Annotated in this window: 23 protein-coding genes and 3 riboswitches; of the genes, 5 read left to right on the top strand and 18 right to left on the bottom strand. The window is 38.7% G+C overall.

What is annotated here, in order from left to right; all coding sequences use genetic code 11:
- Window positions 1–131 precede the first annotated feature (131 nt).
- The 3 genes from V7164_RS06510 to V7164_RS06500 all read right to left on the bottom strand — a co-directional run bounded on the left by V7164_RS06510 (window position 132) and on the right by V7164_RS06500 (window position 2,946).
- Window positions 132–1,133: a sensor histidine kinase gene (locus V7164_RS06510; RefSeq protein WP_335353692.1), complete on the bottom strand. Its 1,002-nt coding sequence runs from the start codon at window positions 1,131–1,133 to the stop codon at window positions 132–134.
- A gap of 1 nt (window position 1,134) precedes the next feature.
- Entirely contained in the window at window positions 1,135–1,815 is a 681-nt protein-coding gene (locus tag V7164_RS06505) for a response regulator transcription factor (protein WP_335353687.1), read from the bottom strand.
- 411 nt (window positions 1,816–2,226) lie between these two features.
- Entirely contained in the window at window positions 2,227–2,946 is a 720-nt protein-coding gene (locus V7164_RS06500) for a YebC/PmpR family DNA-binding transcriptional regulator (protein WP_335343998.1), read from the bottom strand.
- Window positions 2,947–3,174: 228 nt separating this feature from the next.
- Here V7164_RS06500 and V7164_RS06495 point away from each other — a divergent pair, with 228 nt between their 5' ends.
- Both V7164_RS06495 and V7164_RS06490 read left to right on the top strand, forming a co-directional pair.
- On the top strand, window positions 3,175–3,582 hold the full coding sequence (locus V7164_RS06495) for a GNAT family N-acetyltransferase (RefSeq protein ID WP_335353686.1): 408 nt from the start codon (window positions 3,175–3,177) through the stop codon (window positions 3,580–3,582).
- Between the two features lie 179 nt (window positions 3,583–3,761).
- Window positions 3,762–4,091, top strand: coding sequence for a hypothetical protein (locus V7164_RS06490; protein ID WP_335353685.1), 330 nt, complete (start codon window positions 3,762–3,764; stop codon window positions 4,089–4,091).
- A gap of 203 nt (window positions 4,092–4,294) precedes the next feature.
- Here the strand turns inward: V7164_RS06490 and V7164_RS06485 are convergent, their stop codons facing one another.
- The 6 genes from V7164_RS06485 to lpdA all read right to left on the bottom strand — a co-directional run bounded on the left by V7164_RS06485 (window position 4,295) and on the right by lpdA (window position 8,660).
- Window positions 4,295–4,432, bottom strand: coding sequence for a hypothetical protein (locus V7164_RS06485; protein WP_335346440.1), 138 nt, complete (start codon window positions 4,430–4,432; stop codon window positions 4,295–4,297).
- A 455-nt stretch (window positions 4,433–4,887) separates the two neighbouring features.
- Entirely contained in the window at window positions 4,888–5,670 is a 783-nt protein-coding gene (locus V7164_RS06480) for a TerC family protein (RefSeq protein WP_335353684.1), read from the bottom strand.
- Window positions 5,671–5,722: 52 nt separating this feature from the next.
- Window positions 5,723–5,863, bottom strand: coding sequence for an FbpB family small basic protein (locus V7164_RS06475; protein WP_335353683.1), 141 nt, complete (start codon window positions 5,861–5,863; stop codon window positions 5,723–5,725).
- A 272-nt stretch (window positions 5,864–6,135) separates the two neighbouring features.
- Window positions 6,136–6,294, bottom strand: a complete 159-nt coding sequence (locus V7164_RS06470) for an FbpB family small basic protein (RefSeq protein ID WP_335346437.1) — start codon at window positions 6,292–6,294, stop codon at window positions 6,136–6,138.
- Window positions 6,295–6,369: 75 nt separating this feature from the next.
- The gene (gene purU, locus V7164_RS06465) at window positions 6,370–7,239 is read right to left on the bottom strand and encodes a formyltetrahydrofolate deformylase (RefSeq protein ID WP_335346436.1); all 870 of its coding nucleotides are present in this window, start codon (window positions 7,237–7,239) and stop codon (window positions 6,370–6,372) included.
- Between the two features lie 20 nt (window positions 7,240–7,259).
- Window positions 7,260–8,660 carry a dihydrolipoyl dehydrogenase gene (lpdA, locus tag V7164_RS06460; protein WP_335353682.1) on the bottom strand — a complete coding sequence of 467 codons (1,401 nt, stop codon included), beginning with the start codon at window positions 8,658–8,660 and terminating at the stop codon, window positions 7,260–7,262.
- A 92-nt stretch (window positions 8,661–8,752) separates the two neighbouring features.
- Window positions 8,753–8,848, bottom strand: a riboswitch (glycine riboswitch).
- A riboswitch (glycine riboswitch) is annotated at window positions 8,849–8,950 on the bottom strand. It lies immediately after the preceding riboswitch.
- Window positions 8,951–9,148: 198 nt separating this feature from the next.
- A riboswitch (PreQ1 riboswitch) is annotated at window positions 9,149–9,193 on the top strand.
- Window positions 9,194–9,201: 8 nt separating this feature from the next.
- On the opposite strand from lpdA, the gene V7164_RS06455 reads away from it, so the two are divergent.
- The gene (locus V7164_RS06455) at window positions 9,202–9,687 is read left to right on the top strand and encodes a QueT transporter family protein (RefSeq protein ID WP_335346434.1); all 486 of its coding nucleotides are present in this window, start codon (window positions 9,202–9,204) and stop codon (window positions 9,685–9,687) included.
- Window positions 9,688–9,722: 35 nt separating this feature from the next.
- On the opposite strand, the gene V7164_RS06450 is transcribed toward V7164_RS06455, so the two are convergent.
- Window positions 9,723–11,084: an aspartate kinase gene (locus tag V7164_RS06450; RefSeq protein ID WP_335353681.1), complete on the bottom strand. Its 1,362-nt coding sequence runs from the start codon at window positions 11,082–11,084 to the stop codon at window positions 9,723–9,725.
- A gap of 253 nt (window positions 11,085–11,337) precedes the next feature.
- On the opposite strand from V7164_RS06450, the gene V7164_RS06445 reads away from it, so the two are divergent.
- Window positions 11,338–12,480 carry a PP2C family protein-serine/threonine phosphatase gene (locus V7164_RS06445; protein ID WP_335346432.1) on the top strand — a complete coding sequence of 381 codons (1,143 nt, stop codon included), beginning with the start codon at window positions 11,338–11,340 and terminating at the stop codon, window positions 12,478–12,480.
- A gap of 49 nt (window positions 12,481–12,529) precedes the next feature.
- On the opposite strand, the gene V7164_RS06440 is transcribed toward V7164_RS06445, so the two are convergent.
- The 8 genes from V7164_RS06440 to V7164_RS06405 all read right to left on the bottom strand — a co-directional run bounded on the left by V7164_RS06440 (window position 12,530) and on the right by V7164_RS06405 (window position 19,126).
- A complete protein-coding gene (locus V7164_RS06440) occupies window positions 12,530–13,093 on the bottom strand; it encodes a tyrosine-type recombinase/integrase (RefSeq protein WP_335346431.1) in 564 nt (187 codons plus the stop codon).
- A 154-nt stretch (window positions 13,094–13,247) separates the two neighbouring features.
- Window positions 13,248–13,601, bottom strand: coding sequence for a monovalent cation/H(+) antiporter subunit G (gene mnhG / locus V7164_RS06435; RefSeq protein ID WP_335346430.1), 354 nt, complete (start codon window positions 13,599–13,601; stop codon window positions 13,248–13,250).
- Window positions 13,579–13,863, bottom strand: coding sequence for a Na(+)/H(+) antiporter subunit F1 (locus tag V7164_RS06430; RefSeq protein ID WP_335346429.1), 285 nt, complete (start codon window positions 13,861–13,863; stop codon window positions 13,579–13,581). Before V7164_RS06430 ends, mnhG begins: the two co-directional genes overlap by 23 nt.
- Entirely contained in the window at window positions 13,863–14,339 is a 477-nt protein-coding gene (locus V7164_RS06425; RefSeq protein WP_335346428.1) for a Na+/H+ antiporter subunit E, read from the bottom strand. Before V7164_RS06425 ends, V7164_RS06430 begins: the two co-directional genes overlap by 1 nt.
- Before the next feature lie 144 nt (window positions 14,340–14,483).
- Entirely contained in the window at window positions 14,484–15,968 is a 1,485-nt protein-coding gene (locus V7164_RS06420; RefSeq protein ID WP_335346427.1) for a Na+/H+ antiporter subunit D, read from the bottom strand.
- Complete coding sequence (locus V7164_RS06415) at window positions 15,961–16,299, bottom strand: Na(+)/H(+) antiporter subunit C (RefSeq protein ID WP_335346426.1); 339 nt, start codon at window positions 16,297–16,299, stop codon at window positions 15,961–15,963. The genes V7164_RS06420 and V7164_RS06415 overlap by 8 nt, the downstream gene beginning before the upstream one ends.
- 2 nt (window positions 16,300–16,301) lie before the next feature.
- A complete protein-coding gene (locus V7164_RS06410) occupies window positions 16,302–16,724 on the bottom strand; it encodes a Na(+)/H(+) antiporter subunit B (RefSeq protein ID WP_335346425.1) in 423 nt (140 codons plus the stop codon).
- The gene (locus tag V7164_RS06405) at window positions 16,721–19,126 is read right to left on the bottom strand and encodes a Na+/H+ antiporter subunit A (RefSeq protein WP_335346424.1); all 2,406 of its coding nucleotides are present in this window, start codon (window positions 19,124–19,126) and stop codon (window positions 16,721–16,723) included. Before V7164_RS06405 ends, V7164_RS06410 begins: the two co-directional genes overlap by 4 nt.
- 336 nt (window positions 19,127–19,462) lie before the next feature.
- Between V7164_RS06405 and V7164_RS06400 the strand changes: the two genes are divergently transcribed.
- A complete protein-coding gene (locus V7164_RS06400; protein ID WP_335346423.1) occupies window positions 19,463–20,155 on the top strand; it encodes a universal stress protein in 693 nt (230 codons plus the stop codon).
- Window positions 20,156–20,210 lie beyond the last annotated feature (55 nt).

Below are 20,210 nucleotides of genomic sequence, written 5' to 3'. Positions count from 1 at the left end.
GTCTAAAATGACTATGAAGTGACTTTCAAGTGACAATTTAGTCACTTAGCGAAATGGCTTTATTAATGAATTTTGTTTGCGGTCATACTCATGTATTCGTCCCTATGCATAATAATCACGAATATAGCCTCCTAAATTACCTGCTTGTAAAACTTTATCGTAAACTGTGTCCCTTTCTCTTTCTCACTTTTCACATCGATTGCACCGTCTTGAGTCGCGATAATGCTATGGGCCATAGCTAAACCAATCCCAACGCTGTCCTCCCCCGCATTTTTCCCTTTGTAAAAACGTTTAAAAATATATGGCAGATCCGCTTTCGGTATCCCCTTGCCATTATCAGCAATGACAATCTCAGTAAATAAAGCATTCTCGGAAAAAGAGATGAAAATCGTGCCTCCATTTGGCGTATGCTCGATACAATTTTTCAAAATATTAATGAGTGCCTCTGCTGTCCAATTAAGGTCACCACAAAACGAAACATTTTTCTCGCCCTTTATCGAAAGAGTCTGTTCCTTAATATCCATTGGAATAAGCATAGGCTCTAGTGCTTTTTCTATTAGTTTTTCTACTAATATCTGATCTTTTTTGAATTGAACAGTTCCAGCATCAATTTTTGATAGTTTCAATAAGGATGAAACGAGCCATTCTATTCTTTCAAGCTGTGTTTGGATGTTCCGTGTAAATTCTGTTCTTTTTTCAATAGGAAGCTTCGGTTCACTCAATAAATCTGCCATCATAACCATGGAGGTAAGCGGCGTTTTTAGCTGATGAGAAATATCTGATATCGCGTCCATTAAACGGATTTTATCCTGCTCTAATAGAGTTCCCTGGGAGGATAACATAAGCGTCACTTTATAAATATTGTTTTTTAGAATACTAAGCTCACCTTCACGATTATCGCGAACATCTAGTGAATAATCTCCTCCGCTAATTTGCCGCAAATAACCGGACAGCTTTTCGATCTCTCGGTATCTCCAGCCTGTGAACCATAAGCTGACTCCCACTAGCAAAACAGAGGTAATGAAAACAAGAATTACTGCAGGAAAGGAGATAAAAGAGGCTGCGGCAATGGCCGCAATGCTAATTGAGCACAATGTAAGTATAAGTACTTTCACTTCATTATTCCGAAGCAAGCTAATCACCAACCTTATATCCCAAGCCGCGCACTGTCTTAATAATCGTTGGATGTTGCGGCTGATCCTCAAGCTTCTCCCGCAATCTTTTAATATAAACCGTTAAAGTATTATCATTCACAAAGTCCCCTGCCACATCCCAAATCTGTTCTAATAGCTGATTTCTTGTTAAGACTTGTCCAATATGATTGAAAAAGATGAGCAGCAGACGATATTCTAAAGCTGTCAAAACAACCTCATTCCCATTTTTATAAACCTTTCCTTCAAGTGTATTAATTTTGATGTTTCCCAGCTCAAGACTAGCTGTCGTGGATTGTTTATTGTACCTTCTTAGCACAGATTTCATCCTGGAAAGAAGCTCGCGAATACGAAAAGGCTTCGTTATGTAATCATCCGCTCCCATATCTAATCCCATTACGACATTCACTTCATCATCAATTGCTGTGAGAAAAATGACAGGGACATCGCTCCGCTCCTTCACAAGCTTGCACAATTCATATCCGCTACCATCTGGGAGAGATAAATCAAACAAGCATAAATGGATTTGGTCTAATTCTTTTGTGATGACATCCTTAGCAGCTGCAGCATGGTGACAAATAATGGGGGAATAATTTTCTTGCTGAAGTGAATATTCTAGTCCCGATGCAATCGTCTTATCATCTTCTACGAGTAAAATTTTCATACAGATGATCATCCTTACTCTAAAAATTTGGAATCTATGTGATGCCTTACTATCATCATAAAGGCTAATAACCATTTAGTAAAATAAGGGAAACGGGGGATTTCGGTAAATGAAAGGACTACATTTACTCTTAAAGGAAAAAGGAGGAACTTACGGAAATAAAAGGACTGCTCTTTTACCACAATAAGTAAAAATGGGTGATTACGGGCAATGAAAGGACTCCTCTTTTACCACAAAAGAAAAATACGGGGGCTTACGGGCAATAGAAGCGCTCCTCTTTTACCACAAGTGGCAAAAGATAGATTTGGCGGGTAATGAAAAAGTAGTTCTTCATTAAGTGTAAAGAGAATCCTTGTAGAAATAAAAAATAGAGCATTGTCATTAAACAACGCTCCATTTCGGTTACTCATTTTACTCACCAAAGTCCACATTGTGATACACTTGCTGCACATCATCTAAATCTTCAAGGGCATCAATCATTTTTTCAAATTTTGCTTGTGCATCTTCTGGCAATGGAATTTCGTTTTGGGCAAGCATCGTAATTTCTGCAACTGTAAATTCATTTACACCTGCATTTTTAAATGCTTCCTGCACGGCATGAAATTGGTCTGGTTCCGCATAGACGATAACAGCCTCGTCTTCTTCTAAAATATCTCGTGCATCTACATCTGCTTCCATAAGGATTTCAAGCACTTCATCGGCTGATTTTCCTTCAAGACCGATAACAGCAGTAGCATCAAACATATAAGCTACTGATCCGCTTACTCCCATATTTCCACCGTTTTTCCCGAATGCCGCACGCACATCTGATGCTGTACGATTCACGTTATTTGTCAGCGCATCAACGATGACCATTGAGCCGTTAGGACCGAAGCCCTCGTAGCGAAGCTCGTCATAGTTCTCGTCTGAACCGCCCTTAGCTTTGTCGATCGCACGGTCAATAATATGTTTTGGAACATTGTATGTTTTAGCTCTTTCCAATACAAACTTTAATGCCTGATTGGCTTCCGGGTCTGGCTCGCCTTGTCTGGCAGCAACGTAAATTTCGACTCCGAATTTAGCATATATACGGCTAGTATTTGCATCTTTTGATGCCTTTTTATCTTTAATATTATTCCATTTACGGCCCATATTGACCACTCTCTTTCTACTTTGAATCTACATAAAAAATATTAATACGAAATAGGTTATTTTTTCAATACTTTTTCTTTCCAATTTGGCAAATGCTACTTGTTTTCAGCATATATTATACCTCATATAATTTGCTTTTTTCGAGTATTTATAAGTATCTTACATATTAAAGGAATTCTAAATGAAATAGGGAATTATTTTTATATCAATGAATGAGAGGGGATAAATATGGAAGGAAATTCCATTAATTATACAACTGAAGTTCCTACTCCTGACCGACTTTATCAGCTCTACCAGCTTGAAGGCTGGAATGACTTTTTGAAATTGCCGAAAGAGCTTTTACATAGGGCTATGGTTCAAAGCTGGTCGGTTATAAGTGCTTATGATAGAGAACAGCTAATCGGTACCGGAAGAATCATTTCGGACGGACTTATAAACGGATATATTTGCGGGGTCATCGTCCACCCTGACTATCGAAGCCAAGGAATAGGGGGAGAAATTGTCAAAAGGCTTGTAGAAAAGGGTAGAGCCTCGAATTTGCATATACAATTGTTAAGTGAAGAACAGAAAGCTCCCTATTACGAAAAGCTAGGATTTGAAATTTTTACAGTTGGGATGAAATATAACAGAGAATGACTTCGAAACTATTTTTAATCGTGGGTTTTCCCTTTTTTGGAAAAAACATCTCGACTTAAGTGCGGAAACCTGGGCAAAAGTACTCCTGAAAACAGAGGTTAAATAGTCTGAATTTTCCTATTTACAATCCCTAAAGTCTGCGTTATGATAATAACACACTTTTTAGGGGGGCTAGGAATATGAGAAAAACTAAGTTACTTTCAATTGTACTGCTCTCTATATTTTTCTCGTTCCTAATTGCGCAATATCCCGGTGGACATACAAAATGGACAGCAGATCATGAACAACATGCTGTTATTTCATCTGATACGGTAGAAAGTTTTCTTTTAAAGGATGACATAAGAAAGTTTCTTTTTAAGCTGAACTTTAATATTGAAGCTCTTTGGCCTTTTACACTTGCTTTATCACTATTCTGCAGTAAATTAATTGGGTCTTCCCAAAGAGTCATGTTCTTTATTCCGATTTTCTATCAATCCAATTACGTGGTTTTTTCTCCTTCCTATTCATAAAAAAACGAAGGAGGAGAGTAATATGTGGATTCGCTTCTTATTAATCGGTTTATTTTCACTCACTGCATCAAGCTTGTTATTTTACCAGGGAGTCGAAATTTACCAAGCATTCACTGATTATTTTAAAAAGAGTTAGTTAAAAGGCCAGTTCCGTGTTGCTCAAACATTCCATGCACCCCGGAACTGGCTTTACTTATTAACTACTAATACTCAATGTCCTCAAAATCCTTTGGCTGTGGGACTGGTTGCTTTGACTCTGGATTAGTAAATTCTCTAATGAGCTGTTTCTCATTCTCTGCTTCTACATGAGTAATTTCATTTTCTCTTTGTTGCTCCTTCATAGTAATCATCCCCTTTAGATTTAATTAAACGCTTCTTTAAAAGGTTTCACTATTTTTGGAGAAACATGCATAATGCCTTAATGCCCATTCATATAAGTTCCTAATTTCCTCTAGTTTTCCTTTCTACTCATTATTCGAGCCTCTTCATCTTATTTCACTTTACGATTAAAATATTTTTCAATGTTAGTGTTTTAAGTCCGATCTTGCAAATTTCCAACATTGGGCTCTTCTATGTTAAGTTCTAAGCCCGAGCTCTCCAAAACACTTACATTGGACCATTCCATGTTAGTGTTTTAAGTCATATCTTTACAATACCCCAACATTGGGCTCTTCTATGTTAGTGTTTTGAGCCCGTTCCATCCAAAACCCCAACATTGAACCCCTCAACAAGCATTTAATTCTTTCACTTCAAACAAAAGAGGCTAACCAATTGGTTAACCTCCAAAGTCTTATCCTTAACTTGCTTTCCCTTCTGTCGCCATTTCCTTTTTCTCCTTCGAAAAAAACCATCCTCCTGCTGCGATCAAAATGAGGACAGTATAGAAAATGATTTTCCACTCCATGGAGTGTGCAAACGAAGAAGGGAGCACGGATAATGCCGGGTGAGAAAGTGTATAAACCGAAAGCTTAACCCCGACCCAGCCAACAATCATAAACGCTGCAATTTCTAATCCAGGCTTCTTTTGCAGAAGATTAACAAATACATTGGCCGCAAATCGCATAATAATTAATCCTATTAATCCTCCGGCAAAAATGACGATAAATTTTCCTCCGTCAAGTCCTCCAATGTTCGGAAGGCTTGTATCCGGAAGTGCTACCGCAAGTGCAACTGCTGCTAAAATAGAATCAATCGCAAAGGCGATATCCGCTAATTCCACTTTAAAAACCGTCATCCAGAAGCCAGCCTTTTTCTTTTCCTCTTGGGAAGATGCTTTTTCTTTTCCCTTATTCACGATAAGCTTTCTAAATATATGATTGAAGGCAATAAATAATAAATAAAGTGCACCGATTGCTTGAACCTGCCAGATATCGACTAGATATGAAATAGCAAATAAGGATCCGAATCGGAATATAAAGGCACCAGCCAGCCCATAAAATAATGCCTTTCTTCTTTCCTGCTCAGGAAGATGTTTAACCATAATCGCTAGCACTAATGCATTGTCAGCCGCCAAAAGTCCTTCTATCCCAATCAACAGCAGTAATACCCAGCCATATTCTAATAAAATTGATAATTCCATTGTTACTCCTCCATTTTTTCTATAAAGTGACCTACTTCTAAGCGATCGTTTTTTATTTCTTTACTTTATTTGCTAACTCAGCCTTCTTTTCAAGACGTTTTTCAATGATTTCCAATTGAACCTTATCTTTCATGATTTCTTCCTTGTTTTCCTTAAAAAGCTGTTCAAATGAAGTTTTTCTTCTTTTTAACATTTTATTTCCCCCTTTTTTATAAAGCATTTCCTTTTTTGCAAACAAAAAAACCTTTACCAGCAAGCGGTAAAGGTTTAATAAACAAATAAAGACCTTTACCGTAAATAGGTAAAGGTCTTGCTAACAACGATAATAAGTTGCCGACAATGCCGGGAGATCAGATCTCCGAAGTGACGACTTTGCCGTTAAAGCTACTCCCCTTTAGGAGAAACTATTTAATTAATACATTAATCATAATTGAAATAAATGGTTCTGTCAATTACTTTAACAACCTAATTATATTCCAATCCATAACGGCTAGTTTTCTTTTTCGTGATAATATGCTTATCATCAATACGCTTTTCGATTTCCTCAAGCTGATCTCTGTCTCTTAGAAGTTCTTCTCTATTCTTTCTGATTAAACTTGATAATGTTACTCTTTTTCTGCTCATTGTAATATCTCCCTTTATTCATGTTGTATGGTTCATAGAATGTATCCCCATTTATATGCATAGCCCTAAAGGCTGTTACTCAAACACAATTGTTTTATTCCCATGGACAAGAACACGATCTTCTACATGCCAAGCAACTGCCTCCGCGAGAACGGTTCTTTCCACATGGCGACCAGCTACTTTTAAATCCTCTGACGAGTAGCGGTGGTTTACGCGCAGAACATCCTGCTGGATAATTGGCCCTTCATCTAAATCATTTGTTACATAGTGGGCGGTTGCTCCGATCAATTTCACTCCCCTGTTAAAAGCTCTCACATATGGGTTGGCCCCAACAAAGGCTGGAAGGAATGAATGATGGATGTTGATAATTTGGTTCGGGTATTTCGATATAAAATTCGGCGAAAGAATTTGCATATATCTTGCCAGTACAATAAAGTCTACTTTCCCATCTAATAGCTCTAATGTCTTCTGCTCAGCTTCCTGCTTCGTTTCATGAGTCAGCGGGATATGGTAAAAAGGAAGCCCGTAACTTTCAACCTCATCAGCTAAGTGAGCATGATTGCTAATCACTAGCGGGATGTCAACAGGCAATTCCTTTGACTTCCAACGCCAAATTAGCTCCAGAAGGCAATGATCCATTTTGGATACAAAAATCGCCATCCTCTTTCTCTTCTTAGAACTGCTAAGCTGCCAGTCCATAGAATGATTTTGAGCAATTTCATGCAAACCCTGTTCCAATCCTTCAATAGATGTGTCAAAGTTTTGTAAATCAAACTCAATCCGCATAAAAAATCTGCCTGCATGAGGGTCGGTTGTATGCTGATCAAAGTGAACAATATTCGCTTGATGCTCTAATAAAAAATTGGAAATGATCGAAATAATCCCCGGCTTTTCTGGGCACGAAATCAGTAATACGCCTCTATTTCCTTTTTCTCTCGTTGTCATTGTAACACCTCAATTCAAAATTAAGCATGAATGGCTCTTCCATCTACTGCTAATGCAGCCTCCCCGATTGCTTCTGCTAACGTTGGATGAGGATGAATCGTTCTAGCAATGTCCATTGATGTAGCTTCAAGAACGCGAGCAAGACCTGCCTCTGTAATCATATCTGTCACATGCGGGCCAACCATATGGACACCGAGCAGCTTTTTCGATCCTTCTTCAACAACCATTTTCACAAATCCATCTGATTCGCCGTAAACAAGGGCTTTTCCGATTGCACGGAATGAGAATTTCCCTGTTTTCACCTCGTAACCTTGCAGCTTTGCTTCTTCCTCTGTTAGCCCTACACTCGCAACCTCAGGACTGCTATATATACATTTTGATACTAGTGTTGGATCCAGCGGCGTTGGATTTTCACCTGCAATATGTTCTATCGCGATCATTCCTTCATGTGAAGCTACATGTGCCAGCTGCAATCCTCCAATGACATCTCCAATTGCGTAAATATTAGACTCATCTGTTTGATAGTATTCGTTTGTAACGATAAACCCGCGCTCAACGTTAATGGTCGTGTTCTCAAGACTTATCGACTCGATATTAGGTAGTCGGCCTACAGAGACGAGAAGTTTGTCTGCAGAAAAGGTTTTCTCTTCGCCCCGATGCTCTGCTTTAATTGTTACACCATCGCCTTTTTCCAGGGACTGAGGAAGCACCTTAGCACCTGTAACAATCTTAACCCCTTTTTTCTTCATTAAACGCTGTACTTCCTTAGATATATCTACATCCTCTGTCGGAATAATTCGATCAGCAAATTCAATCACTGTTACTTCCAATCCGAAATCAACGAGCATAGAAGCCCATTCAATCCCAATCACACCGCCGCCAACAATAATAATCGACTTTGGCAGTTCTTCCATTTGAAGCGCTTCATCCGATGTCATGACATACTTTCCATCGGCTTCTAGTCCTGGAAGTGTCCGTGGACGTGATCCAGTTGCAATTACTATATTTTTAGGAGCAAGAATGATTTCCTCTTCCCCATTATTCAAATCTACCAATATGTTTCTAGACTCTAGGATTCTGCCTTTTCCTTCATAGACATCAATTTTTCCTTTTTTCATTAAGTGCTGCACACCTTTAAACAGGCGATCAGTAATCTCAGCTTTTCTTGCCTGTACCTTGGAAAAATCAAGTCCAACTTCAGGGGCTATAACACCATATGCTTCTGCATTTTTTGTCGTTGCATAAACCTCCGCGCTTCGAAGTAATGCCTTACTCGGAATACAACCTGCATGTAGACATGTTCCTCCAAGCTTTCCTTTTTCAACAACCGCAGCTGTTAAACCTAATTGAGAGGCACGAATAGCCGCAACGTATCCGCCTGTACCGCCACCTATAATGACTACATCATATTCTTTGGTCAAATCATTCTCTCCTTTGGATATATTGTGAACATTTTAACAATCAATCCCTAAATTTATCCACGAAAAAAAGGACAGAAAAAGGGTAAGATTGTTTACCCTTCTCTGTCCTTTTACCTGAGAGTTTAAGCCCAAATTAATAATGGGGTCCCCTTGGGTGTCGTCTAGTTTTTACGAGCTCTCCAGAGATGCGTCCCGTTGTGGTTCCTCTACCTGAGAGATTTGTTCCAAGGGTCTTTTTGGAACTTGCTCCTTCGGTGGCTTGTCGTAATGCTCTCTCCCACAACCGTCATCCGCCTGTATTGAATTTTCTATAAATTTAGAATAATACTTTAGCGCTGTAATGTCAAGCATTTTTACAGAATCTTAATCTTTTTTGGGAAAAAGTTCACAAAGTGTTCATTCCTGTATGAAAACCACAAACTCTTTTTACAATAATTGTAGATTGACAGCATTTGATCTGCCTATTAAAATATTATCTTTGGGTACCCGCCCACGTGGTTCGTAACCATCCCACGATAAAAAACTAAGGAGAGAATTTAATATGAAAGTAAAAACGCTTGTCGGAAATGGCATTTTAGCAGCTTTATATATTGCTGTCTCCATGCTGATCCAGCCTTTTGGATTTACTAATATCCAGTTTCGTGTTTCCGAAATGTTTAATCATCTAATCGTCTTTAACAAGAAATATATTTTCGGAATGGTATTAGGTGTATTTTTAACGAATTTATTATTTTCACCAATGGTCGCGTACGATCTTATTTTCGGTGTCGGACAAACACTGATTTCATTATTAATCACGATTGCATGCTGCCGATTTATTAAAAATATTTGGGCACGCATGGTAGTAAACACACTTGTTTTCACCTTTACCATGTTCCTTATTGCCTTAGAGCTTCATCTTGCCTTTGGCTTGCCATTTATGTTTACATGGCTCACAACCGCTATTGGCGAATTCATCGTAATGGCAGTTGGAATGCCTATTATGTATGCATTAAATAAACGTGTAAATTTTGAAAAGGCCATTTAGTAAAAGAGTTGGCGTGTGCCAACTCTTTTTTATATTCATACTGTAACTGCTGCAAAAAACTCGTTATAAAGTGCCCGGACCGCTCGATTCTCATCGATTTCCTTCACACCAAACATCATGCTCACCTCAGAGGAGCCTTGGTTAATCATTTCGATATTAACCCCCGCTTTTGCCAAAGCCTTTGATGCTCTTGCTGTTGTACCAATATTGTGGCGCATTCCTTCACCTACAACCATGATAAGCGCAAGACTATGCTCAATCACGACTTCATCAGCATCTAGCTCTGTCTTAATTCGATCAATGATCTCCTCTTCCATACCTGGAGCAAATTGATTTTCCCTTAAAATAATGGAAATATCATCGATTCCTGAAGGTGTATGCTCATAGGAAAGACCATAGCTTTCTAATATCTCCAATAGCTTTCGGCCAAATCCAATTTCTCTGTTCATTAAGTATTTACTAACATAAATGCTGCAGAAGCCTTCGTCACTTGCAATCCCAATAACCGGGCCATTTGTATTGTCCCGCTCATAAACAATTCGAGTGCCTGGTGCCGATGGATTATTCGTATTCTTTATATGTACAGGTATCCCCGCTCGGAATGCCGGAACAAGTGCCTCATCATGTAAAACACTGAATCCCGCATAGGAAAGCTCACGCATTTCTCTATAAGTTAATTCCTTGATCTCCTTCGGTCTTTCTACGATAAAAGGATTAACTGAATATACAGCATCCACATCTGTAAAGTTTTCGTACAAGTCTGCTTTAATTCCATTAGCTAGGATGGAGCCAGTAATATCTGATCCGCTCCGTGAAAAAGTAAAAATCTCACCTTCCTTGCTATAACCAAAAAACCCAGGGAAAATCACGATGCCTGAACGCTCACGCAGTTCAAACAAACGATCATAGGCCTCTGGCAAAACCTGGGCATGACCTGGTTCTGCACTCACCAAAAGCCCAGCTTCCTTCGGGCTTACATAGTGAGCCTCCACACCCTGTTTACGGAAATAAGCCGCAACCAGCTTAGCATTGTTGTCTTCGCCGCTCGCCTTCAGTAAATCCATGAATCTCTCTCGGTTGCTTTTATCTGAATTTACCCTTTCAAGTAAATCCTGTTGAATAATATGAATAATTTCATCTGATAAATCTAATTCCTCTGCAATTAAAGCATATCTTTCGATAACAGCATCGAACTTTTTCTTTGGATCTTTATTTTGCAAACAGAGCTCTCCACATTCAATCAAGAGATCTGTTACCTTTTCGTCCTCTCCAAATCTCTTACCCGGTGCAGACACGACAACTACCTTCCTAGCGGGATCAGAAACAACAATCTGGAAGACCTTTTCTAGTTGTTTTCCGGATGCTAAAGAAGATCCGCCAAACTTTACGACTTTCATCCTGACATCTCCTAACCTGTAAAAAATATATCCCTAATTTTACTCCTATTCAGAAAATAATCAAGAGTTTTTCCTCTCTATAAGGACATTTGTTTACTAGTAGTGGACAAGTTAGTTCTAAATACCTATTATCATTTTGGCCCTTCTAGACACTTCCGAATGTTTTTTTATTAAAAAGGTTTATCATTAACAACTTTACCCATTTTTAAAATATAATAGGATTAAATCAATAAGAAATAAGGGAGCAGACTATATGGGGATTCTTATTGTGGACGACAACCAGGCGAACTTGTTTGTTATCGAAAACATTCTTAAGCGTGCAGGCTATGATGATTACTTATCATTTACTTCAGCACAGGATTTATTCACTTTTTTGCTAAAGGAACAGCCACTAGATATAGGAAAACAGATAGACATTATCCTAATGGATATCATGATGCCTGAAATGGACGGAATTGAAGCATGTAAACAACTCCAGCAAATTCCTCATTTAAAGGATATTCCTGTTATATTTGTAACCGCTCTTGAAGATTCTAATAAGGTAGTTGAGGCACTTGATGCTGGAGGCATTGACTATGTGACGAAACCGATAAATAAGACCGAGCTACTGGCAAGAATTCGAGTGGCATTGAGACTGAAATACGAGAAGGACTGGCATATTGAGCAAGAAGAAAAGATCCGAAATGAGTTAGAATTATCCATGCATGTCCAGACAGGCTTGTTAAGCGAGCCGGTTTATAAGGATAACCTTTTATTAAAGGCTTCCTACTTACCCGCGTATAAATTAGCAGGTGATATGTACTATTGGCATAGAATAAATGATCATCGTTTTGCTGCCATACAGCTTGACATGATGGGGCACGGAATATCAGCATCACTTGTATGCATGTTTATATCTTCAGTATTAAGGGATTCAATCACAACATACGCCGATCCTGAGTATGTTATGAAGGAGCTTAACCGCTGGATGAATTCTTTAAACCATCGAAACCAGCAAATTCCTTATTATTTTACGGCTATTTATCTTGTTCTTGATACGAAGGAGAAAACGCTGGAATACGTAAATGCAGGTCATCCAACTGGATTTGCTCTTGTCAATCATACCGAACTAAAAGAGCTTTCTAGCAATACTTGTGCTGTTGGATTCTTCGAAGAAATCGAAATCAAAAAATCAATTATTAAATATACAGATTCTATTCAATTGCTATTATGTACTGACGGGGTTGAAGAAACCATTGATCATCATGAATCAGACGGCTATGAATTTATTAAGAACATCGCTTCATCCTATTGGCATGATTCCAAAAGCAAAGAACCTATTGATTTTATTTTAACGAAAAAACAACAAGTCAACGCAGATGATGACATTTGTGTAGTATTAATTCAAGCGAAATAAAAAGGAAGCAATTATTCAATTTGAATAGTTGCTTCCTTTTTTTAAAATATTACAAGTTAACATCCACTTTAATCAATTTCTCCTCATCTTTATCAATGCCGATATACCTTAATGTTTCGGCATGGGTTTGATGATTGTATATGGACATTAAGATGGAAATGGCAATACCCTTTCGATAGGCATGATAGCCGAATGTTTTTCTAAGTGTATGCATGCCAATCTTTCCGCAAATGCCAACTTCCTTGGCAGCTTGATTAATGATTCGGTAAGCCTGCTGACGCGAAATAGGCAGATGATTCTTTTTGGATTTGAAAAGATAATCATCTTCCATAAAATCAAATGTAGCTAAATAGTTTTGCAAAGCCGCCTTCACTTTACTATTAATATAATGAATCTTTTGCTCATCCCTTTTATCGTCATGAAGATAAAGAAATTCCTTTATTTCCTCACCGTCCCAAATATCTCCGACCTTTAAACATAGCAAATCATGCACTCGAATGCCTGTGTTAATGCCAAATACAAATAGTAAAAAATCTCTTAATGATTGCTTCTTTAAGTTTTCTTTCATCGCGTTAATTTTTTCGACATCCTTAATAGGATCGACGTATTCCACTGTGGTTCCTCCTGCTATCTAATGTTACTAAAATAAGGTATCAGAAATTGCAAAGACATACAATAAGATATTTCAGCAACTTTCATAGATATATCAGCGACTTTCGAGATTATCAGCGACTCTCATATATATCCACCATTCAGTTTTTCTCACCTTATTTCCCCTCTAGAAATTCCTTCAAATCATCCTGTACACTTTCCTTTGTAAGCTCAACCTTTGAACGATAGGCAGCCCGATTTAATAAATGCGCTACCACTGGAGAGGTTAGAAATACAAAGAAAATGCCTAGTATGAGTCTAATACTGAAGTAGCCGTCAGCCAGCAAGAAGAAAAGAAAGGTCCCGAATAATGTACAAAGCACCCCTAAGCTTGCACTTTTTGATACCGCATGTGAACGGGAATACACATCAGGCAGCCGAATTAATCCGATGGCGCTTAGAAAGCTCAGAACCGTGCCGATTAAAAGAAACACAGCAACAATGATGTCAATGTATACGTTTTCGTTCAATCACAACACCTCTTTCAATGAATCTCGCAAAGGCAATCGTACCAACGAATGAGAGGATGCCAATTAATAAAATGATGTCAAAAAAAGCATGTGTCCTCAAAAGGATCGAAAGGCATGCTACACTAGCAATCAGGTTTACCCCAATATTATCTAATGCCATTACCCGATCTGGTGTAGAGGGTCCTTTTATAACACGATAGAGAGCAGCAAGGATCGAAAGGGACAAGAAGAATAAACAGACTAATAATAATTGATTAAACATTATCGGGTTACCTCCTTAATCGCTTTCTCATATTTTATCTGCGACTGAAAAACAGCATGCTTGGAGTCTGGCAAATTTAAGGCATGGAGATAAAAAACCTTATTGCTTGGAGAAACCTCCATAACAACAGAGCCTGGGGTTAAGGTTAATAGTAAAGCAAGTAACGTAATTTCCAAATCCCCTTCTAGATCCGTCTCCATTTTAAATATCCCAGGGGTGACATCGATCTTAGGCCTGATGACTTCTTTAATAATCGCGATACTAGATGTAACCGATTCACTCAAAAATAGGATAAACAGCTTCATAATGGCGATAAACCGTTTCAAATAAAAGGATGTTGGGAAAAAGCGCCTTAAAGAAAATATCACGATAATTCCCACTAGATATCCGCCAAAAAAGGACAATATACTCCATTCATCCTGAAAAAACATCCATAAAAAGGCGATAAAAAGATTTATTAACACCTGAACTGGCAAGGTTTCTCCTCCCTTCCGGAAATGCGCAAGCGCCTTGGTCACCCCCGACAAGCATAAGACGAGCCTCACGGAAAGGTGTTCTTTCCTTTCTGGGAGGATCGGCTTATGACCTCGAGGGGGTAGGCGCTGGAGCTGGACATAATACTATTTGGCTCCCGCCATTACTGCTTCAATATAAAGTCTTGGATTCATTAACCCATCTGCGGCTATTTGAACATATTCATGAATTCCCTCTGCCCCTAATCCGAGTGCAATCGTCAGAGCAGTCAGGCATCCTAATGGAAACATTAAACCTTTCGTTGTTCCCTTTTCCATTTCCTTGCTTAAAGCCGTTTCGCCCCAAAAAACATTCATAAAGATTTTCATAATCGAATACAAGACCATTAGACTCGTTAATAATCCAATTCCACCTAACCAGTAATACCCAGATTCAAATGTTCCTCGTGTAATGAAGACTTTTCCCAAGAACCCGCTTAATGGTGGAATACCTGCTAACGATAAGGCGGCGATAAAGAACATCCAGCCTAAATAAGGATGATTGCGAATGAGTCCGCTTATTTCCTTTAGCTTACTTGTACCCGTAATGACGATAATCGCACCGCCTAAAAGGAAAATAAGCGCCTTAATTAGGATGTCATGAATGAGATAGTACAATGAACCCATTATGCCGTTCGGGGTTAGGGAAGCAAGTCCAGCGATAATAAAACCTACCCCTACAATCACGTTATACGTTAAGATTCTCTTGATATCCCAATAGGCGATTGCTCCAATGGCTCCGAGTAGCATCGTTAATGCGCCAAGAATCCCAATGATGAAATGGGTAACCTCTGGCTTATGATAGAAAACAAGTGTAAACGTACGAAATAAGGCGTAGATCCCCACTTTTGTTAAGAGCGCCGCAAAAATGGCAGCGATGGCTGTTGGCGGTGCACTATATGCACCTGGCAGCCAGAAGAAAAGAAAAAGTGCTGCCTTCATGCCAAAAACAATTAAAAATAATAGGGAAACCGTTGTCAGCAATCCATCCTGCCCGGCCTCAGCCACTCTCAAAGATAAATGAGCAAAATTTAATGTCCCGAGCATAGCATATAGATAGGCGATAGCCACAAGAAATAAAGAAGACGATAAAACATTGATCAGGATATACTTGATGGACTCCCGAAGCTGTAACTTTGTTCCTCCTAAAGAAATCAGTACATAAGATGAAATTAACATAACCTCAAAACAGACAAACAAATTAAATATATCACCTGTCAAAAACGACCCGTTCACACCGGTAATTAGAAATAAATAAAATGGGTAAAAATAATGCTTCTCCCTCTCCGCTCCAATTGAATGAAAGGAGAAGATCAAGCAAAAGAGCGCAACGATGCTCGCACTCATAAGCAAAATGGCTGAAAACATATCCGCTACAATACTAATGCCATAAGGAGGGGACCATCCTCCTGCCTGAAGTGTCTGAATTCCATTCACTTTTATCTGACTCATTAATGAGACAGAGACAACACCTATAGCCATGATGGCCAGTATGCTAAGCAAGCGCTGAAAAAAAATGTTTCTCCGGAATAGGATTAAGACCAGCCCGGCAATTAGCGGAATGATGATCGGCAGTATAACAAGATTATTCATCCATATTTCCCCTTAATTGATCCATATCATCAGTCCCTACTGTTTTATACGTTCGGTAACTAAGCACTAAAAATAAAGCAGTCACGGCAAAGTTAATGACAATGGCTGTTAAAATAAGTGCCTGTGGCAATGAATCCGTAAATGTTGTGTTGATCCCGCCTAATAAAGGCGGACCGCCCTTCTTTAATCCACCCATGGTTAGAATTAACAGATTGACCCCATGGCTGATAATCGAAGTTCCTAAAATGATCCTAATTAAGCTTTTACTTAAAACTAAATAAGTGCCAATCGAAAAAAACAGGCCTACTAGAATCGATATAAGTGTTTCCATCTCTACCCATCCTCACTTATACTCAGAATGATCGTGACAGCTGTGCCAATAACAGCTAAGGCAACACCCACATCAAAAAGCACAGCCGTAGCAAGCTCTGTTTTTCCGAAAACAGGAAGGTTAAAATAACCAAAGGTTTGGTTTAAAAACGGTTTCCCGAAAAAAATCGAGATCATCCCAGTAAGAACAGCAAGCAGAACGCCGAAACCAGCTACTTTCTTGAAATCGACTGGAATGTTTTTTCGAACGGTTTCAATATCGAATGCGAGGTAGAGAAGGACGAGCCCTGCAGCTACACTCAAGCCGCCGATAAATCCCCCTCCTGGATTATGATGGCCTCCGAAGAATAGATATATAGAAAAGGTTAGAATAATAACGATGGCCATTTTAGTCACTGAACGCAAAATTACATCATTCGGGTTCATTCCTTAGGACCCCTCCCTGCTAATTGAAGCTTTATTAACGTATAGACTCCTAGACCTGCAATACATAGGACGAGAATTTCCAGCATTGTGTCTAATCCACGGAAATCAACAAGAATAGCATTCACGATATTCTTTGCCCCTGCAAGCGTGTAAGAATCCTCAAAGAAATTCGAAATAGATGCGAAAAGCCGATGATTATTTGCGGCCAAAGCAAGTAAAGTGACGATGACGCCAACCCCAAGAGAAATAATGAAATTCGTCATCTTAAATGATATTCTGCTTACTTCCTTTCGCAATTCCGGCAAATGATAGAAGCATAGCAGGAATAAAGCAGCCGTCACGGTCTCCACAACGAGCTGTGTAAGCGCCAGATCAGGTGCCCGGAAAATAACAAAGAACAAGGAAACGAGATAGCCTAGTCCGCCAAGGGCAATAATGGCCGTTAATCTTGATTTTGAAAGAAGGACAGCAAAGGCTGAAAAGACCATTGCGATTATTAATCCGCCTTCATAGATGCTAACCTCTGCATTATTTGAATATTGCATGGTAAACCCTTTTGAAAGCCATAAGGAACTGCCAAGAACTAGTATGAAGAAGCCAAAAATATAGACTAAATAATCCCTGATAGACCCTGTCATATATCGATTGGTTACCTTTAATGAAGATCTTTCCGTTCCTTCTAACGACAGGTTATACAAGTGATTCAGCGATAAGGATTTAGGAAAGAAATCATAAAGAAACGTCCAGCGCTTACTAAATTTATACATAATGGAACCAAAGATAATCACACCGAGTGTCATATATAATTCTGTATTCCATCCATGCCACGGCTTGATCGTTACATCCATCTCACTTAATGAAAGTCCAGGCAAAACCGCCATTAATGCAGGCTGAAGAAAGTTTTTCGAAACGACATTTGGGAAAAAGAAAATAATAATGACAAACAAGGCTAAAATGATCGGCGGAATCAACATGCCAATCGGTGCTTCATGGGCAACTTTATCTAATTTCTCTGGCCGATGTTTGCCAGTAAAGGTTTTAAAAACAAGAATCATACAATAAATAAACGTAAACACACTTGCAATCCATGCAACCCATGGAATGATCAGACCAAATGACTTCATCCCAAAAACCGGATGCTCTGCTGCCGTTAATACACTTGTAAAAAACATCTCTTTACTCAAATATCCATTAAATGGAGGAAGCCCAGCCATCGAGAAGCTTCCGATAATTGTTAGAGTAAATGAGATAGGCATCAGGCTCATTAATCCGCCTAATTTGCGTATATCACGCGTTCCTGTTTCATGGTCAATAATCCCAATTACCATAAATAGACTACCCTTAAAGGTGGAATGATTAATTAAATGAAACATAGCCGCTAATACCGCAAAAGCATAGACCGTTGACTCATCCCCAAGACCAAAATACAAAGAAGCAGAACCTAATCCAAGAAGAGACATAATCAAACCTAATTGGCTGATGGTCGAATAAGCTAGTAATGCCTTTAAATCCTTCTGATTGACAGCGTTAATGGAGCCATAAATTAACGTGATGATCCCAACCCCTGAGACGATCCAAAACCATTCACTGCTTCCGCCGAAAACAGGTGTAAATCTAGCTACTAAATAAATGCCGGCCTTCACCATGGTTGCTGAATGTAAATAGGCACTTATTGGAGTAGGTGCCTCCATTGCATCTGGGAGCCAAATACTAAATGGAAATTGGGCTGATTTTGTAAAAGCTCCTAAAAGCAGCAAAATCATAGCAGGAAGAAATAATGAATGGTCTGTAACAACATGAACCATGTTCAATATTTCACGTATGCTATATGTATCTGTCATTATGGATAGCATAATGAGACCCGATAACATCGCAAGTCCGCCAAATATCGTAATCAGCATTGATTTGAGGGCACCATATCTAGAGTTTTTCCGTTGATACCAATAGGCAATCAGTAAAAACGAAGAAATACTCGTTAATTCCCAAAATACATATAAAACTAAAATATTATCTGAAAAAACGAGGCCTAGCATTGCACCCATGAATAAAAGCATATAAACATAAAAATTATGGAGTGCTTCACGCTCTTTTGACATGTAATAAATCGAATAGAGCACAACAAGCGTCCCAACTCCAGAAATTAACAGTCCGAAAATAAGCGACAAGCCATCCAAATACGTTGTTATATTAATATTTAATGAAGGAATCCATGGAAGCGATTGGGAAATTGTATGTCCATTGGAAATGACAGGAATATACTGTAGCAAATACAGAAATACTGTTAGCGGGACAAAAACGACAAACCAGCCCGTATGAATTCGTGGTGTAACCATTTTATAAATAAAAGGTGTTATTATAGCAAAAATAAACGGCAGAAAGATCATGAAAGGTAGCAAAGACACAATCAAATCCCCTCCTAACAAAGATTTTATTTCTATTAATGTTCTATTAATGTTTGTTTCATCATTCATTATTAGTCTTTGACAGCTACTTCTTATATAATGGCTACATTAGTGATTATGGTTATTAGCCTTGTGCATGTGAACGGGTTTTATTCGGGACGAAAACAAGAAAGAGCAAGAATATATAAAGCGGATTGATCACCGACATTATTCATGAACAAAGCTTATATAATAATGGAAATAGATTGACTTGACACAGCTGCATGAGATATATTCAAACATAGTTTAATCGAATCTAATTTCTATTAAACGCATCTAACTCGAGGTGAAATGAAAATGAAAAAAGTAAAGGGACGTATGGACGAAAGCATCCTCGTCTGTGTATACTATGGACCAAATGGTGAACGCCTTATTCAACGCGGCTGTAAAATTGCGAGCATGCTTAATTGCCCTCTGTATATTTTAACCATTGATCCTTTGCCCTTTGATGACCTGGATGCAGAAAAATCAGATTATATTACTAGATGGCAGCAAATAGCTGAACATCATCGCATTGAGGAATTTATTTTAAAAGATAATGAAAAGCGGCCTGTCTCTAAAGTAATTGCAGAGGTTGCCCGTGAAAAGCATATTACTCAAATTATCCTAGGCCAGACTGCCCAGAGTCGCTGGGAACAAATAGCTAAGGGCTCCATTATTAACTCCTTGCTGAAGGAAATTCCATTTGTTGACCTGCACATCATTTCTGTTTCCCGTGCTCTTAGAGATCAAGAAGGACTTTTCGAAAAAGGGGTCCGTGCATACCTAGTTAAAGAAGAGAATTTTTATCGCCTAAGCTTTATTCATACAAAAGAAGCCGAATTTGAAGGGATATTCTTTAAGGAACAAGGTACAGACTTCAATAATGGTGTTTTCAAATTCATGAAGGGCAAAGAAACACTGCAAGTCGTTGTAACAGAAGACATTGTCAAGGACCTTAAAAATGTTAGAATGACTGACCCAATTGATGCAGATAGCGATTTACAATAATAAGATTTAGAACACTTCCAGTTGCTTTCATGAAACTGGAAGTTTTTTTGTTCTG

Source organism: Bacillus sp. JJ1474, assembly GCF_036965225.1.
Taxonomy (GTDB): Bacteria; Bacillota; Bacilli; order Bacillales; family Cytobacillaceae; genus Cytobacillus.
The sequence above is the reverse complement of the archived record's forward strand: the minus strand, read 5'-3'. Positions and strand labels throughout refer to the sequence as shown.